Source organism: Streptomyces sp. NPDC001868, from assembly GCF_040297125.1.
Taxonomy (GTDB): domain Bacteria; phylum Actinomycetota; class Actinomycetes; order Streptomycetales; family Streptomycetaceae; genus Streptomyces.
On sequence record NZ_JBEOYO010000072.1, the window covers coordinates 1 to 16,179 of the forward strand.

Here is a 16,179-nt window from a genome sequence, read left to right on the forward strand (position 1 = left end):
TGCGCGGGTTCGGTGGGGGCTGGTCGCGCCGTTCCCCGCGCCCCTGAAAGGCAGGGGCTGCGCCCCGTGCCTTTCAGGCCCGCAGGGGCCTGAATCCTTAGGGGCGCGGGGAACTGCGCGAGAAGCCCCACCGGAGCCGCACCCGCCAACGCACCGAACCCCCCTCCTCCCCCGCGAAACACGGCCCGACGCGCGCCCGCACTGGGTGGCCGTTAGCTTGGCCCTATGGCCGATGAGACGGGTGCCGCCGCCGGGACGGGGGCCGCCGTGTACCCCGAGGGCGTCCCCTGCTGGGTGGACGCCCAGCTGCCGGACGTGGAGGCGGGCAAGCGGTTCTACGGCGAACTCTTCGGATGGACTTTCAAGGTGGCGCCCGGAGACGGCGCCCACGAGGTGTGGGCCTATCCCGAGGCCGCCGAGCCCGCCGACGCCGCCGAGACCCCGCTCGCCGCCATCGCGCCCAAGCCCGACGGCCGGCTCCCCACCGTGTGGACCGTCCACTTCGCCACCCCGGACGCCGTCGCCCTCACCGCCCGGATCACCGCGGCCGGTGGCCAGGTGATCACCCCGCCGACCCCGGTCGGCACGCTGGGCACGGCCGCGCTCGCCACGGACCCCGAGGGCGCCGTCTTCGCTCTCTGGCAGGCCGCGGCGCACACCGGCTTCGGGCGGCGCCACGAGCCGGGCACGTTCGTGTGGGCCGAGCTGTACACACGGGACACCGAGGCGGCCAACTCCTTCTACGCGCACCTCTTCCACGACGCGCTCTTCGGCCCGGACGCGGCCCCGGACTTCGGCCGGGCCACGCTCACGGACGTGTTCCCGGCGGAGATGCCGCCGCACTTCCTGGTGCACTTCGGGACGGAGGACTGCGAGGCCGCGCTCGGGACCGTCAGCCGGCTCGGGGGCCGGGTGCAGGTGCCGCCGTTCGACACGTCGTACGGAAATGTGGCGGTCGTCACGGACAATCAAGGGGCGTCGTTCGCGCTGCTCGAACGGAAGCACAAAGACGGCTGGCGGGAGGCGCCGCAGGAGGCGGATCAGGCGGAACAGCGCCCGGACGAACTGCGGCAACAGGGCGACGACCTGCGCGAGGACGAGGCCCCACCGGCGGGAGAACGCGGGGCGAACCGCCCCGAGGACGACGGCTGACCAGCGAGAAGACGGTGACCGGCCGCGCGGGGCGCCGAGGGTGGTTCCGTATGTTCCCGGGGGAGTGACGGAGGCGTGACGGGGGCCTTGCGTGGGCAGACGTACGGGGTTGTGCGCCGGTGGTACGCGGCTCGCCGAGGTGTCCCACCATCCGGGCTCCCGCTTCCCGAGAGGCGGACAACGTGGTTTTGTCCTGAGACACCCCGATCCGCCCCCGGGTTCGCACCTGCCCCCGCTAGCAGGAAGAATCGGGGGGCGTGCCGCCATGGCGGTGCGGTGGTGAGACGCTGCACGGGGGTCGCGCGCACAACGTGGGTGACGCGGTCCGTACGGGGAGGTGGCAGGGCAAGTGGTGGATCAGCTGACACAGCACGATCCGCGGCGGATCGGGCCGTTCGAGGTGCTGGGACGGCTGGGTGCCGGCGGCATGGGGCTGGTCTATCTGGCGCGCTCGGCGTCGGGCCGGCGTGTGGCGATCAAGACGGTGCGGACGGAACTGGCGGAGGACCAGCTCTTCCGGGTCCGTTTCACCCGTGAGGTCGAGGCGGCCCGCGCGGTGTCCGGCTTCTACACGGCGGCGGTGGTCGATGCCGATCCCCGCGCCGCCGTGCCGTGGCTGGCGACCGCGTACGTTCCCGCGCCCTCCCTCGAAGAAATAGTGAACGACTGTGGGCCCATGCCGGTCCAGGCCGTCCGCTGGTTCGCCGCGGGCGTCGCCGAAGCCCTGCAGTCCATCCACGGCGCCGGGCTCGTCCACCGCGACCTGAAGCCCTCCAACGTCCTCGTCGTCGAGGACGGGCCGCGTGTCATCGACTTCGGCATCGCGTCCGGCGTATCGAACACGCGTTTGACGATGACGAATGTCGCCGTCGGGACGCCCGCGTACATGTCGCCCGAGCAGGCGAAGGACTCGCGGAGCGTGACCGGCGCGAGCGACGTCTTCTCGCTCGGCTCGATGCTCGTGTTCGCCGCCACCGGCCACGCGCCGTTCCACGGGGCCAACCCCGTCGAGACCGTCTTCATGCTGCTGAGAGAAGGACCGGACCTCTCCGGGCTCCCGGACGATCTCCGCCCGCTCATCGAGTCCTGTATGCAGATGGACCCGACCGCGCGCCCCAACCCCGCCGACCTCCAGGCCCAGCTGGCGCCCCACCTCTTCGGCTCCGGCTCGGACGACAGCGGTACGGCCTCGGCGTGGCTGCCCGAGAAGGCGGTGAGCCTCATCGAGACCCGCCGGGGCGGCCGTCCGGCGCCCAAGCCGCAGCAAGCCTCCGGTGGGCGCAGCGGCGGCGGAGCCCGCCCAGCCCCCGTACCGCCGCCCCCGCCGTCGTACGACCCCGCGCCCGTCTCCCTCGGCGCCCCCGACACCGGGCCGGTACGGCTCGCCGGGGGCCAGGTGCCCATCGGGCCCGGTCCGCGCGTCGCCGACGCCCGCGCCGCCGCCGTGAAGGCGCCTCCGCCCGAGGCGGGCCTCGCCGCGTCCTGGTCCCGGCCGCGCGCCGGCGTGAACGGCGCCGACCCCGCGCCCTCCGTGACCGCCCCGCCCGCCGTCCCCGAACCGGCCGCCTCCGGCTGGCGCCCCTGGCGTTTCCGCATGTCGAACGACGTCTGGGGCACCCCCTCCGTCGCCGACGACCTCGTCTACGTCACCTCCTTCGAGGTACACGCCCTGGACGTGGCCACCGGCCGCCGCCGCTTCAAGACCCGGGACGTCGCCTGGTCGATGGCGGTCGCGGACGGCCGTATCCACGCCTCCGACGGCCCGACCCTCTTCGCGCTCGACGCCCGTGAGGGCGGCGACCTGTGGCGGCTCTCCACGGACGCCTGGGTGTACTCCCTGAAGGCCGACCGGGGCACGGTGGTCACCGCCACCCGGGGCGGCGGCGTACAGGGCTGGGAGGCGTCCAACGGGCAGAAGCTCTGGGAGCTGAGCGGCGCCCAGACCGACTTCGAGTCCCCCGAGGCCGGCCCGCTCGTCCAGGACGGCACGGTCTACATCTGGAAGGACGCCCGGCTGCGCGCCCTGGAGGCCCGTACGGGCGACGAGCGCTGGTCGTACCCCATCGGCGACGCGGCCTCCTGCGGCGGCGTCCCGGTGCGCCTGACCCCGGCCTCGGACGGCTACGTCTACGTCTCCGCCGGCAGCCGCGTCCTCGCCATCGACATCGCCGGCGGCCATGTCCGCTGGCACTTCGAGGCCCCGGCCGTCTTCCTCTCCGCCCCCACGTTCGCGCCGGGCCCCGCGGTCACGGGCGGCGGCGTCTACCTCGCCGACTACCTCGGCACGGTCTACGCCCTCGACGCCACCGACGGCCGCGACCGCTGGCGCATCGCGACGGAGTCCCGCTCCTCCCTGGAACCCGTCCTGGTGGCCGCCGGACACGTCCACGTGGGCAGCGGCAAGGGCCTCTACACCCTCGACGCGGTCACGGGAACGCCGAAATGGCGCTTCCAGGCGGGCGGCGAGATCGTCGGCGCGCCGTCGGTCGCGGAGGGCCGTATCCACTTCGGCTCGACGGACCACCTCCTCTACACGCTGAAGGCGGACGACGGCCGCCTGCGCTGGAAGCTCGCCACCGGCGGCGAGATCACCGGCTCACCCGTCGTCAAGGACGGTGTCGTGTACGCCTGCAGCAAGGACCGGTGCGTGTACGCCCTGGACGCGGAGAAGGGGACGGGGACGGCGCGGACGTCGTGAGGTGCTCCTGAGCGACGCCCGGCCCGGCCCCTGGGCCGCGCAAGGCGCAAGGCGCCAGGGGCGGTCGGCCCTGCCCGTGAACCCGGTCAGAGATCCGGGACGTTGCGTACGTTCCGTTCGCTGACGTCCGGCAGGAAGCGGGCCACTGTCGCGTAGTCGGCCTCGTCGTGCAGGATGATCAGTCCGTGATGCGCGGCGGTCGCGCAGATCATCAGGTCGAGCGGTCCGGCAGCGGCGAGTGCCCCTTTCCCGGCGAGGGCGTGCTGGGCCGTGTCGACCCAGTCCCACAACCTCTTCGGCAGCGGCACATCGGGGTACAGGTCGGTGAACATCTCCCCCATGGCCTCGTACTCGGCCGCGTTGCGAGCCGAGCGCCGGAACTCGGCCCGCTGGGCGGCGCAGGACCCGATGGCACGCAGCTCAGTGGTCTCCAGCCACGCGTTCCTCAGACTCTCCTCGCGGAGAAGACGCCACAGGCCCGAGGAGTCGAGCAGGTAGTGGATCACATGCCACCGTTCTTGTCCTCGGCGCGGCGTCGCTGCCAGCCTTCGTAGTCCCACTCCTGGGCGGCGCGGAAGTGCTTGGCCACGAGCCTCGCCCGCTCGTGGCGTTCCGCGTACTCGCGGAGGGCGGCGTTGACCACGTCCTTCTTGGTACCGCCGCCGGCGACGCGCATGGCTTTCTCCAGCACGTCGTCATCGAGATCGATCGTCGTCACGGTCATATTGGACTCCTCTATTCAAGGGCAATGTCCCGTGTATATAAGCCGCACGGCGACATGGCCTCGTTCAAGGACAGGAACGGGGCCGCGATCAAGGACGAGCCGGAGGCCGAGTCGATCGGCTGAGTGCGGTGGGCGTGGGCTCACCGCACGCGGTGGCCGTCGGGGTGGCGTCTCCGGCCCGTGTACAGCTCAGCTTGCTGTTCCCCTGGCAGGTTCCCCAACGACACGAGGTGCGGGGCGTACGCGAGGGCGTGTGCCCGGGCCGCCTCCCGGGCCGACCAGCAGGCGCGGACCGTGCCCTGGACGGCCCCCGGGGGGTAGCCGGCGATCACCTCGGCGCAGCGGAGGGCGGCGGCGACGGACCCGCCGGGTTCCGTCACCTCCGACACGAGACCCACCTCGTACGCCCGGCGCGCGGACATCCGCTCGGCGGTGCCCATCAGCGCCATCCGCGTGGCCTCCCCGTACGGCATCCGCTGGGCCATCAACACCGACTCGAAGGCGCTGACCATGCCGTACGTGGTGTGGGGGTCGAAGAAGGTGGCGGCGGGGTCGGCGACGAGGAAGTCGGACTCGCCGAGGAGGTAGAAGGCGCCGCCGCAGGCCATGCCGTTCACGGCCGCGATGACCGGCTTCCAGAGATCGTTCGACCTGGGGCCGATTCTGAGGAGGGGGTCCTCGATCGTGTAGGGGGAGTTCGGCTGGGGGACGGCCGTCGCCGCGTCCCGGTCGAGGCCCGTACAGAAAGCACGGTCGCCGGCGCCGGTCACGACGATCGCCCGTACGGTGTCGTCGTACCTCAACTCCCGCCACAGTGCGGTGAGTCGTTCCGCCGTCGGGAGGTCGATCGCGTTCAGTCGCGTCGGGCGGTCCAGGGTCACGAGTGCTACGCCCGTGTCCTTGTCCGTCGTCGTGCGCAGGGTGCGCGGGGTCGTCATGGCCGCTCCAGTACCCACTGGGGGAGGCCCGTGGGCGTGAACACCACCTGGACTCTCGCCCCGATCCGGATCCGCTCCACCGGCACCGAGTCCAGGCGGGCGCCCGGCCCGGTCACCAGGTTGCCGACGAGGCGGATGCGGGGGGCGTCGGTCAGTTCGACGAGGACGACGTTGTACGGGGCCTGCTCGGCGTAGTCGGGGAGGAGGGGCGGGTGGGGGAGGACGTACGACCAGATCCGGCCCCGGCCCGTGACGCGGCGCCACTCCGTCGCGAAGGAACGGCAGTGCGGGCAGCAGGGGCGGGGCGGGAAGCGGAGTTCGCCGCAGTCGGCGCAGGCCTGGACGCGGAGTTCGCCTCGGGCGGCGTACTCCCAGAAGGGGGCGCCGTCGTCGTCCACCACCGGTGTGAGCATATGCGTCAACTCCCCATGTTCTCAGGTGACTTGGTCAGGTGCGGAGCAGTAGCGCCGAGGTCGGGACGCCCTCGCCCGCCGTCACCAGGCACGTCGAAGCCCCCGGCACCTGCGCGGTGCTCGTGCCGCGCAGCTGCCGGACGCCCTCGGTGATCAGGTTGAAGCCGTGGACGTACGCCTCACTGAGGCCGCCGCCGGAGGTGTTGAGGGGCAGACGGCCGCCGATCTCCAGGGCGCCGCCCTCGGTGTAGGCGCCGCCCTCGCCGCGCGCGCAGAACCCGTACCCCTCCAGGGAGAGGGGGATGAGGGCGGTGAACGCGTCGTAGATCTGGGCGACGTCGATGTCGTCCGGGGTGAGGTCCGCGTGTTTCCAGAGGTGGCGGGCGGCGGTCCAGGCGGGGCCGGTCAGGGGGTCGTCGTTCCAGTAGTTGACCATGCCGTGGTGCTGGGCGGGCAGGCCCTGGGCGGCGGAGTGGACGTGGACGGGGGTGCGACGGCAGTCGCGGGCGCGTTCGGCGCTCACCACCACACACGCCAACGCCCCGTCCGTTTCCAGGCAGTTGTCGAAGAGACAGAGGGGCTCGCTGATCCAGCGGGAGTTCATGTACATCTCGCGGGTCAGCGGGCGCTCGTACATCATCGCCGCCGGGTTCTGGTTCGCTCTGTTGCGGCAGGCCAGGGCGACGTTGAAGAGGTGGTCGCGGGTGGTGCCGTACTCGTGCATATGGCGGCGGGCGAGCATGGCTATCTCGTCGGCGGGGCGGAGCAGGCCGTACGGGCGGGTCCACTGGGCCGGGGTGGGGAGTTGGACGGTCGTGTTCTTCCACGGGCGGGGGCCCGAGCCGCGCTTCCGGGACCGCCAGGCGACGCCGACCGTGGCCTGACCGGTCGCGATCGCGGCGGCGAGATGCGCGACCGTGGCGCACGAACCGCCGCCGCCGTAGCCGACCTTGCTGAAGAAGGTGAGGTCGCCGAGGCCGAGCGCCTTCGCCACCTCGACCTCGTCCGTCTCCTCCATCGTGTAGGAGGCGAGCGCGTCGACCTCGTCCGGCGCGATCCCGGCGTCGTCGAGGGCGGCGAGGATCGCCCGGCACGCCAACGTCCGTTCGCTTTCGGGTAGTTGCTTGGCGAAGGGGGTCTGGCCGATGCCGACGATCGCTGTCGCGTCCTTGAGCACGGCCATGGGGCACACCTCCGCACACGGCTGCGGAGCGCACCTCCGCACAGGGGGCTGTCGGCTGCTGACAGTCCGTCAGGGTACAGCTAATCTGACGGGTAGTCAGGTAGTCAGGTGGTCGGCTCATGTCTGAACACTGGTTCTCGGTACGGAGGCCTGCTGTGCGCGGTGACTTGGATGGGCGCGGGGATCTGGCGTGGGGCACCGTCCCGGGGCTGGTCCGCTCGGCGGCCGAGCGGTTCGGCGGGGTCGAGGCCGTCGTCGACGGGCGGACGCGGGTGTCGTACGCGGAGCTGGGCGCGCGGGTGGAGCGCGCGGCGGCGGCGTGCGTCGCGAACGGGGTCCGGGTCGGCGACCGGGTCGCCCTGTGGGCGCCGAACTCCCTCGACTGGATCGTCTCCGCGCTCGGCGCGGTCTCGGCGGGCGCGGTGCTCGTCCCGCTCAACACCCGCTTCAAGGGCGGCGAGGCGGCGGACGTCCTGGCCCGCAGCCGGGCCAAGCTGCTGTTCATCACCGGGACGTTCCTGGGGACCTCGTACGTTGCCTCGCTGCGGCGGGCCGCGGGCGCGGACGGGGGTCGGCTGCGGGCGCCCGGGGCCGGGAGCGCGTGCGAGCGGCCCGGCCCGCTGCCCGGACTCCCGCATCTGGAGCAGGTGGTGGTGCTGTCGGACGACGCCCCCGCCGACTTCCGCACCTGGAAGGACTTCCTCGCGAGCGGCGACGGGGTGGGAGCGGGGGAGACACGGGCGCGGGCGGACGCGTTGAGCGGGGACTCCCCGTCCGACATCATCTTCACCTCGGGTACGACCGGCCGGCCCAAGGGCGCGGTGATCACGCACGCGCAGACGCTGCGGGCGTACGAGGTGTGGAGCGAACTGGCCGGGCTCCGGCAGGGCGACCGCTATCTCGTCGTGAACCCCTTCTTCCACACCTTCGGCTACAAGGCGGGTGTGATCGCGTGTCTCATGCGGGGCGCGACGATGATCCCGCAGCCGGTGTTCAACGTGGAGACGGCGATGGCCAACGTGGCGGCGGAACGCGTCTCCGTCCTCCCCGGCCCGCCCACCCTCCACCAGTCCCTCCTGGACCACCCCGCCCGCGACGACTACGACCTCAGCGCCCTGCGCCTGGTGGTGACGGGCGCGGCGGTGGTGCCGCTCCGACTGGTCGAACGGCTGCGGGCCGAGCTGCGCGTGGACACCGTCCTGACCGCGTACGGCCTGTCCGAGGCATCCGGCATCGTCACGATGTGCCGGCGCGGCGACGAGCCGTCGGTGATCGCCTCGACGTCGGGGCGGGCGGTCCCGGGGACGGAGGTGCGCGTCGTCGACCCGTTGGGGGCCGCGCTGCCGGCCGGCTCCCCCGGGGAGGTGCTCGTGCGCGGCTTCAACGTCATGCGCGGCTACTTCGAGGATCCCGCCGAGACCGCCCGCGCGATCACCGCCGACGGGTGGCTCCGCACGGGGGATGTGGGGGTGCTCGACGAGGACGGCAATCTCCGGATCACCGACCGGATCAAGGACATGTTCATCGTCGGCGGGTTCAACGCGTACCCCGCCGAGATCGAGCAACTGCTCGGTCTGCACCCGGATGTGGCCGATGTCGCGGTCATCGGTGTCCCGGACGCCCGCCTCGGCGAGGTCGGCAAGGCGTACGTCGTACGGCGGCGGGGCTCCCTGCTCACCTCCGACGACCTCATCGCCTGGTCCCGGCGCGAGATGGCCAACTACAAGGTGCCGAGGGCGGTGGACTTCGTGGGGGAGCTGCCGCGGAACGCGAGCGGAAAGGTGGTGAAGGGGGAGTTGCGGGGGAGGTGAGGGGCGGGGCCCACGTGGGCCGGGGGCGCGTTTGCCGGAGGGCTCGCGTGGGCCGGGGCGTCCGTGCCGGTCACTCGTGGGCGAGTGACTTCCGTGCCGTGGCGTGGAGTTCGTGGATCTCGTCCATGGCCTCGCGCCAGGCGGGGTCGTCGTGGCCGACGGTGCGCGCGGTGTGTTCGGCGGCGCGCAGGCGTGCGGCGGAGGCGGGGATTCGGGCGATCTCGACGGCCACGGCCCAGGTGTCGAGGAACCGGGTGATCGGGCCGAGGCTGCCCGTGCGGGCCGCCAGGGTGATGGCCTCGTCCTTCTGCCGTTCCATCTCGCCGAGGCGGTGCGGGGCCACCTGTTCCAGGGCGGCGCGCAGGGCGGACGGTGTCCTCTCCGGCCGCGAGGCGACGGGAGCCCCGGCTCCGGCATGCGCTGCGATCATCCTGGTCATTCCCCCCTGCGTCGTACCGGCCCCGGACACACCTCGGCCGCGGTGGCTCCCCCTCCGCGCCACCGCGGCCGATCCCCGTGGGAACGGAAGTCCCGGTGTGCCTACTTGCCGCCGTCGAGGTCGAGGGCGGGCGGGGCGGGCATGCTGTTGTCCATCGTGGTGAGGGTGTCGACGGGCTCGCTGGGCATGCTGTTGTCCAGCGGCTTGGCGACGGGCTTCTTCGGCGGCGTGGGCATGCTGTTGTCCATCGTCGTGATGGTCTCGGCCTCGGACTTGGCCGGCTCGCTGGGCATGCTGTTGTCCAGCGTGGTGACGTCCGCGTCCTTCTTCTTGTCGCTCATGGCCTGGGTTCCTCTGCTGTGGTGACGAGTCAGGAACGCCCGTCCGGAAGCTCCCCCGAGGGCCGCCGGACGGGCGCCGCAGGGCTGCAACCGTACTGGTTGCGCCCGTGTTCAGACCGCCTGCCCCCCGACGCGACGGTCTGGCAGGTATGAGAGTGCCGGGCGGAGATAAACGAATGCTGAACGCCTCCGGCCGCCGGTGCCGGTACGCCGCCGCGCGGGTCGTACAGGCGCTCAGGCCGCGGTGGCCGGGGCGATCAACGTGCGTACGGCCGAGGCCTCCTCGGTGGCGCCGCTCTGTTCGTAGAGGCTGAGCGCGTCCCGCCAGCAGGCGTTCGCCCGGTCCGTCTGTCCCAGTGTGGACAGGGCCCGGCCGAGGAGCGTGACGATGTGACCGCGCATCCGGTCGCCGCCGACACAGCCCAGGGCGAGGGCCTGTTCGGCGTGCTGGGCCGCGCGCGCGGGACGTTGCGCGGCGAGGTGCACCTCGGCCTTGCGGAAGTGGGTGTTGCCTTCCCAGAGCCGCTGCCGGTGCTCGGCGAAGATGTCCTGGGCGTCCGAGAACTGTTCGAGCGCCTCGGTGTGCCGGCCCGCGCTGGTGAGCGCGAGACCGAGAGCGAGATGGGCGTTGGCCCGGCGCATCGGCCGGCCCATCTCGGTGTGCACGTCGAGGCTGTGCCGGGCGATGTCGATCGCCTTCGCGATGCTGCCCATGCCCAGGTGGGCGCGGGAGAGATTGGCCAGCGTCACCGCCTCGTTGAGCCGGTTGCCCGCCGCCCGGTAGCCCTCGATGGCCTGCTCCAGGAAGACCTGGCCGTCCGCGTACCGGCCCTGGTGCATGGAGATGAGGCCCCGGTCGTTGGCCACCCAACTCGTGGCGACGTCCTGGGCGGAGGCCGTGAGGTCCATGGCGAGCTGTGCCTGGTCCCCCGCCTGCTGGATGCGCCCGGACACCAGGAGGACGTTGGTCAGCATCATCCGCGCCCGCCCCTCCGCCCGTTCGTCCCCCGCGGCCCGCGCCGCGTCGCACATCGCGCGCGCGGTCGCCTCGTACTGATGGGAGTTGGCGCCCGACTCGGTGAGGTCCTTGGCGGCCCAGAGCAGGTCCACGGCGCGGCGCAGCCGGTCCGTGCCCGCGGCCTGCCGTACGCAGGCCAGGAGGCAGGCCGCCTCGTTGTACAGCCAGTCGAGGGCGGAGGAGCCGTCGGCGAAGCGGAGGCCCGGGTACTCGGTGGGTTCCAGGTGATCGACCAGCCGGTCCCCCGGCCGCTCGATCGCGTACACCTCCGCCGCCGTGGCGAGATAGAAGTCCAGCAACCGCGACATCGCCCGCTCCCGCTCGCCCTGCCCGAAAGGCGTGGGAGGTGCCCCCTCGCTCGGCGGCTGCTCGTCCCGTTCGGCGCATGCACGCGCGTAGAGGCGGACGAGGTCGTGGAAGCGGTAGCGGCCCGGGGCCGCGGATTCCAGCAGGGACGTGTCGACGAGGATCTCCAGGACGTCCTCGGCGTCCTCCGGCGGCAGGTCCAGTACGGCGGCCGCGGCGGCCAGGGAGATGTCCGGGCCGTCGGCCAGGCCGAGGAGGCGGAAGGCGCGGGCCTGGGCGGGCTCCAGCTGGCCGTAGCCCAGTTCGAAGGTGGCCTTCACCGCGAGGTCGCCGGCCTGGAGCTCGTCCAGCCGGCGTCGCTCGTCGGCGAGCTTCGCGGCCAGGACGGACACCGTCCAGGTTCTGCGGGCCGCCAGGCGGGAGGCCGCGATACGGATGGCGAGCGGCAGGAACCCGCAGGCCGCGACGACATCGAGCGCGGCCTTGCGCTCCGCCGCGACCCGCTCCTCGCCGACGATCTTCGTGAAGAGCTGGAGGGCCTCGTCGGGGGACATCACATCGAGGTCGACGAGGTGGGCCCCGGCCAGGTCCACCATGCGCACCCGGGCGGTGACGAGGGCCGCGCAGCCCGCCGTGCCGGGCAGCAGGGGCCGTACCTGGGCGGCGTCCCGCGCGTTGTCGAGCAGGACCAGCACCCGGCGGCCGTCCAGGACCGACCGGTACAGCGCGGCCCGCTCCTCCAGGGAGTCCGGGATCGCGGAGTCGGCCGTGCCCAGGGCGCGCAGGAAGGAGCCGAGGACCGTCTCCGGTTCGGCGGGCCGGGAACCGGCGCCCTGGAGGTCGACGTAGAGCTGCCCGTCCGGGAAGTCCGACCGCGCCCGATGGGCCACATGCACCGCGAGGGTCGTCTTGCCGACGCCACCGATACCGGCCAGCGCGGACACGGCCATCACCTGGCCCTCGGCGCCCGACGCCTCCGCCAGCACCTTGCTCAGGTCGCCGACGAAGGAGGCCCGGCCGGTGAAGTCCGGGACGGTCGCCGGGAGCTGGGCGGGACGGACGGGGGCGGCGGCGGGCTCCGGGGCGAGCGGGGCGGAGGGCTCCGCGAGGCCCGGGTCCGCTTGTAGGATGCGCTGCTGCAACTCCCGCAGGCCCGGGCGCGGGTCCACCCCGAGTTCGTCGGCCAGCAGGCGTCTGGTGTCGGCGTACACCGCTAGGGCCTCCGCCTGCCGTCCGCTGCGGTACAGCGCCAGCATCAGCAGTTCGCGCAGACGCTCCCGCAAAGGGTGCGCGGCGGTGAGGGCGGTCAGCTCGGACACCGCCTCCGCGTGGCAGCCCTGCTCCAGGTCCATGTCCATCCGGGTCTCGACCAGTTGGAGCCGCCACTCGTCGAGCCGGGCCCGCTGCGTCTCCGCGTACGGCCCCGGAACGCTCGCCAGGACCTCGCCGTCCCACAGCCCCAACGCCTTGTTCAGCAGATGACGGGCATGGCACAGATCCCCGGAGTTCTTGGCCTTCTCCGCGTCGGCCGCCAGTTCCTGGGCGACGGCGAGGTCCAGCGCGCCGCCGGACAGCGCGCGGATCGCGTAACCACCGGACTCGCTGACCAGGACGCCCGGGGAGAGCACCTTGCGCAGCCGCGAGGCGTACGTCCGTACGGCGGCCAGCGCCTGCGACGGCGGCTCGTCGCCCCACAGCGCGTCGATCAGCTCGTTCGCGGTGGCCGTACGGCCCTCGCGCAGCAACAGCGCGGCCAGCAGGGCACGTTGCTGGGGCGAACCGGTGGCCAGCGGTTCGGCGCCGCGCCAGGCCCGCACGGGTCCGAGCACGCTGAAGCGCAGCTCGGCCGCGGTCTGGGGGTCCGGTTCCGGTGTCCGAGCGTCCATGGCAACCCTTTGCTCCGGCACTCGCGGCACACCGATCTCCGGCACTCCCGGTTCACCACCCATCGACGTCCCCCAAGCCTCCCTGGCAACGAGGCCAGTTTGCCTTGTTCTTGACGGATCCGTCAGCCGTGCGAGAGCTCGATCACAGGGAGCCACGCGGGATATCACCAGGTCCACACGAGCTCTCCTCACCGCTCCGTGTGCCGGGGGCGGTATGTCGCCGGGTGTGGCGGGGTGGAGGGGCGGTAGGGCCACCGGTGCACCGGCGTTTCCGCGGGACCCCATACGCAACAACGCCCCACGCATAGCTGACGGACCGTCAGTTCGGCGCTACCGTGGCGCACATGGAGACCATGGAGACCGCCACGGCGACCACCGCCTTCCCGAAGATCATCTCCGTCGACGACCACACGGTGGAGCCGCCGAACGTCTGGCAGGACCGGCTCCCGAAGAAGTACCGGGACATCGGTCCCCGCGTAGTCCGCGCGCCGCTGAAGGAGATGACGTTCCTCGGCGGCCGGTTCAAGCCCGTCATGGGCGCCCCCGGCGACGACGGCCCGATCGGCGACTGGTGGGTCTACGAGGACCTGCACCGCCCGCTGACCCGCCTGGACACGGCGGTGGGCTACAGCCGGGACGAGATCAAACTGGAGATCATCACCTACGAGCAGATGCGCCCCGGCTCGTACGACGTCCCGCAGCGCCTCGCGGACATGGACGTCAACCACGTCCAGTCGGCCCTCTGCTTCCCGACCTTCCCGCGCTTCTGCGGCCAGACGTTCACCGAGGCCGCCGACCATGAGCTGGGGCTGCTCGGTGTCCGGGCGTACAACGACTGGATGGTGGAGGAGTGGTGCGGCCCCGAGGCGCACGGCCGTCTCATCCCGCTCACCCTCATCCCGCTCTGGGACGCCGAGCTGGCGGCGGCGGAGGTCCGCCGCAACGCGGCCCGGGGGGTCCGTGCCGTGGCCTTCTCCGAGATACCCCCGCACCTGGGCCTCCCCTCCGTCCACACCGACGAGTGGGACCCCTTCCTCGCCGCCTGCGACGAGACCGGCACGGTGGTGGCGATGCACATCGGTTCGTCGAGCCGTATGCCGTCGACGTCGGCCGACGCCCCACCGGCCGTGGGCTCCACCATCACCTTCGCCAACTGCTGCTTCTCGATGGTCGACTGGCTGATGAGCGGCAAGTTCGAACGCTTCCCCAACCTCAGGGTCATGTACGCCGAGGGCCAGATCGGCTGGATCCCGTACATCCTGGAGCGCGCGGACGTCGTCTGGGAGGAGAACCGCGGCTGGGGCGGCGTCGCCGACAAGGTCCACCGCCCGCCGTCCGAACTGTTCGCCGACCACGTCTACGGCTGCTTCTTCGACGACGCGTTCGGGCTCCGCAACCTGGACGCGATCGGCGTGGGGAACGTGTTGTACGAGACCGACTACCCCCACTCCGACTCCACCTGGCCCGAGTCCCGGCAGGTCGGCGAGGCGCAGATGGGGCACCTGGACCCGGACGTCGTCGACCGCATCGTGCGGCGCAACGCGATCGAGTTGCTCGGGCTGACGGGGGAGGGGCTCTGGGCCGGGCCGGGGAGCGCCCGTTGAGCGGGGCCGATGCGGCGCTCCGCTACGGGATGCAACTCCCCGTCCAGTCGCAGAGCACCCTCTACGCCGAGCCCTGGGAGGCGGACGCCGGGCCGGAGGATCTGGCCGAGATCGCGCGGGCCGCCGACCGGGCGGGATTCGCGTACATCGCCACCTGCGACCACGTGGCCATCCCGCGCCGCCTCGCGCCCGCGATGAGCACGGTCTGGTACGACCCGGTCGCCACGCTCGCCTATCTGGCCGGGGTCACCGAACGGGTCCGGCTGCTCAGCCATGTCGCGGTCGTCGGCCTGCGCCACCCGCTCCTCACGGCCAAGCAGTACGCCACCCTCGACCACCTCTCCGGCGGCCGGCTGATCCTCGGCGTGGGCGCCGGGCACGTACGGGAGGAGTTCGAGGCGCTCGGCGTGGACTTCGACCGGCGGGGAGCCGTCCTGGACGAGTGCGTCGACGCGCTGCGAGCCGCCCTGGGCCCGGACGAATTCCCCGCCCACCACGGCAAGTTGTACGACTTCGAGGACCTGGGCCAACGTCCCCGCCCGGCCCAGGACCGTATCCCGGTGTGGGTGGGCGGCTCGTCCCCCGCCGCCGTACGCCGAGCCGCGGTGCGGGGTGACGGCTGGCTCCCGCAGGGCGACCCCCGCGACCGGCTCCCGGCCCAGATCACCCGGCTACGGCAGCTGCGGGAGGAGGCCGGCGTCACCACCCCCCTCACCATCGGCGCCATCACCGAGCCGCTGTACTTGGGCGACCCGACCTGGAACGTCGGCCGCCGCACCCTCACCGGCCGACCGGCCGCCCTCGCCGAGTCGCTGCGGGCGTACGCGGCGATGGGCGTGGATCAGATCCAGGTACGGTTCCGGAGCCGCGGCCGGAGCGAACTCGTCGATCAGATGGCGGAGTTCGGCACGGAGGTCGCGCCTTTGCTGTAAGCGTGCTCGACGTCCGGGGCCGTGCGCCACAACGCGGCCGAGAGCCACATCAGGATGACTCCGACCAGGACGTGCAGCGCGCTGGTGAGCACGGATTCGGGCAGCGCGGTCAGGAACGCGAAGAGCGGCAGAACCACGGCATATCCCCAGGACGGGACCCTCGGGAGGACCCGGGCGCGGATCATGGCCGCCCCGAACAGGGCGCAGCCCACGGCGAAGACGGCCGCGGAGCCGAGGAGTGCGGGGACGGTGGGGCCGGTCAGGGTCTCGTCGATGATGTCGTCGTCCAAGTAGAAGAGGACCAGGTTCGACGCGAACGCGGCGCCGCCGAACAGGCCGAGGCCGATGAGGTTGAGGGTGACGGCGCTCGTGCCGAGGCGTCCGGTGGCCGGGCCCTGGCGCAGGTGCAGCGCGGGGAGCAGCGGCAGGGCGAACGCGGAGGCGAGGGCGAGCGGGACGCTGGTCGCCGAGGTCTCTCCGGTGAACGCCTCGACCAGGCCGGGCAGGGCGATCAGTAGACCGGACAGCGCCCCGCACAGGGCGCCGACGCGAAAGGTCGATGAGGTGAAGGATGAGGTCACGGATGAGGGCATGAGGTTGCTCCGGTTGCTCGGACAGTGGGTCGGGTCGCAACCGTAGGAAGCACTCGGTCGGCGCCGGGAGGTGAAGGACGTCCGGCACCGGCGGCCGGAAGTCACCGTCTTCCGGACGGCGTCGGGCCGTTCGGCACATGC

The 16,179-nt window shown here is 72.4% G+C and carries 14 protein-coding genes; 5 read left to right on the forward strand and 9 right to left on the reverse strand.

The annotated features are described in order from the left end of the window. The first annotated feature begins 225 nt into the window (after window positions 1-225). Window positions 226-1,152, forward strand: coding sequence for an AfsK-binding protein KbpA (gene kbpA, locus ABT147_RS42495; RefSeq protein ID WP_351416821.1), 927 nt, complete (start codon window positions 226-228; stop codon window positions 1,150-1,152). 349 nt (window positions 1,153-1,501) lie between these two features. Further along, complete coding sequence (locus tag ABT147_RS42500) at window positions 1,502-3,850, forward strand: outer membrane protein assembly factor BamB family protein (protein WP_351416824.1); 2,349 nt, start codon at window positions 1,502-1,504, stop codon at window positions 3,848-3,850. Between the two features lie 86 nt (window positions 3,851-3,936). Here ABT147_RS42500 and ABT147_RS42505 read toward each other — a convergent pair whose 3' ends face one another. From ABT147_RS42505 to ABT147_RS42525, 5 genes are all read right to left on the reverse strand, one after another. After that, window positions 3,937-4,356, reverse strand: coding sequence for a PIN domain-containing protein (locus ABT147_RS42505; RefSeq protein ID WP_351416826.1), 420 nt, complete (start codon window positions 4,354-4,356; stop codon window positions 3,937-3,939). Continuing rightward, a complete protein-coding gene (locus tag ABT147_RS42510) occupies window positions 4,353-4,574 on the reverse strand; it encodes a type II toxin-antitoxin system VapB family antitoxin (protein ID WP_351416828.1) in 222 nt (73 codons plus the stop codon). The genes ABT147_RS42505 and ABT147_RS42510 overlap by 4 nt, the downstream gene beginning before the upstream one ends. Before the next feature lie 140 nt (window positions 4,575-4,714). Next, window positions 4,715-5,512: an enoyl-CoA hydratase/isomerase family protein gene (locus ABT147_RS42515; RefSeq protein ID WP_351416831.1), complete on the reverse strand. Its 798-nt coding sequence runs from the start codon at window positions 5,510-5,512 to the stop codon at window positions 4,715-4,717. After that, window positions 5,509-5,925 carry a Zn-ribbon domain-containing OB-fold protein gene (locus tag ABT147_RS42520; protein WP_351416833.1) on the reverse strand — a complete coding sequence of 139 codons (417 nt, stop codon included), beginning with the start codon at window positions 5,923-5,925 and terminating at the stop codon, window positions 5,509-5,511. Before ABT147_RS42520 ends, ABT147_RS42515 begins: the two co-directional genes overlap by 4 nt. Before the next feature lie 34 nt (window positions 5,926-5,959). Next, the gene (locus tag ABT147_RS42525) at window positions 5,960-7,108 is read right to left on the reverse strand and encodes a lipid-transfer protein (protein WP_351416835.1); all 1,149 of its coding nucleotides are present in this window, start codon (window positions 7,106-7,108) and stop codon (window positions 5,960-5,962) included. A gap of 119 nt (window positions 7,109-7,227) precedes the next feature. Between ABT147_RS42525 and ABT147_RS42530 the strand changes: the two genes are divergently transcribed. Next, window positions 7,228-8,919, forward strand: coding sequence for a fatty acid--CoA ligase family protein (locus ABT147_RS42530; RefSeq protein ID WP_351416837.1), 1,692 nt, complete (start codon window positions 7,228-7,230; stop codon window positions 8,917-8,919). Between the two features lie 70 nt (window positions 8,920-8,989). Here the strand turns inward: ABT147_RS42530 and ABT147_RS42535 are convergent, their stop codons facing one another. The 3 genes from ABT147_RS42535 to afsR all read right to left on the reverse strand — a co-directional run bounded on the left by ABT147_RS42535 (window position 8,990) and on the right by afsR (window position 12,909). Beyond that, entirely contained in the window at window positions 8,990-9,349 is a 360-nt protein-coding gene (locus tag ABT147_RS42535; protein WP_351416839.1) for a DUF6247 family protein, read from the reverse strand. A 110-nt stretch (window positions 9,350-9,459) separates the two neighbouring features. Beyond that, on the reverse strand, window positions 9,460-9,699 hold the full coding sequence (locus ABT147_RS42540) for a hypothetical protein (RefSeq protein ID WP_351416841.1): 240 nt from the start codon (window positions 9,697-9,699) through the stop codon (window positions 9,460-9,462). A 234-nt stretch (window positions 9,700-9,933) separates the two neighbouring features. Continuing rightward, window positions 9,934-12,909, reverse strand: coding sequence for an SARP-family global regulator AfsR (gene afsR, locus ABT147_RS42545; RefSeq protein ID WP_351416844.1), 2,976 nt, complete (start codon window positions 12,907-12,909; stop codon window positions 9,934-9,936). 344 nt (window positions 12,910-13,253) lie between these two features. Between afsR and ABT147_RS42550 the strand changes: the two genes are divergently transcribed. Further along, window positions 13,254-14,513, forward strand: coding sequence for an amidohydrolase family protein (locus tag ABT147_RS42550; RefSeq protein WP_351416846.1), 1,260 nt, complete (start codon window positions 13,254-13,256; stop codon window positions 14,511-14,513). A gap of 29 nt (window positions 14,514-14,542) precedes the next feature. Next, complete coding sequence (locus ABT147_RS42555) at window positions 14,543-15,445, forward strand: LLM class F420-dependent oxidoreductase (RefSeq protein WP_351416909.1); 903 nt, start codon at window positions 14,543-14,545, stop codon at window positions 15,443-15,445. On the opposite strand, the gene ABT147_RS42560 is transcribed toward ABT147_RS42555, so the two are convergent. Then, entirely contained in the window at window positions 15,403-16,026 is a 624-nt protein-coding gene (locus tag ABT147_RS42560; RefSeq protein ID WP_351416849.1) for a hypothetical protein, read from the reverse strand. The genes ABT147_RS42555 and ABT147_RS42560 overlap by 43 nt on opposite strands. Window positions 16,027-16,179: the final 153 nt, after the last annotated feature.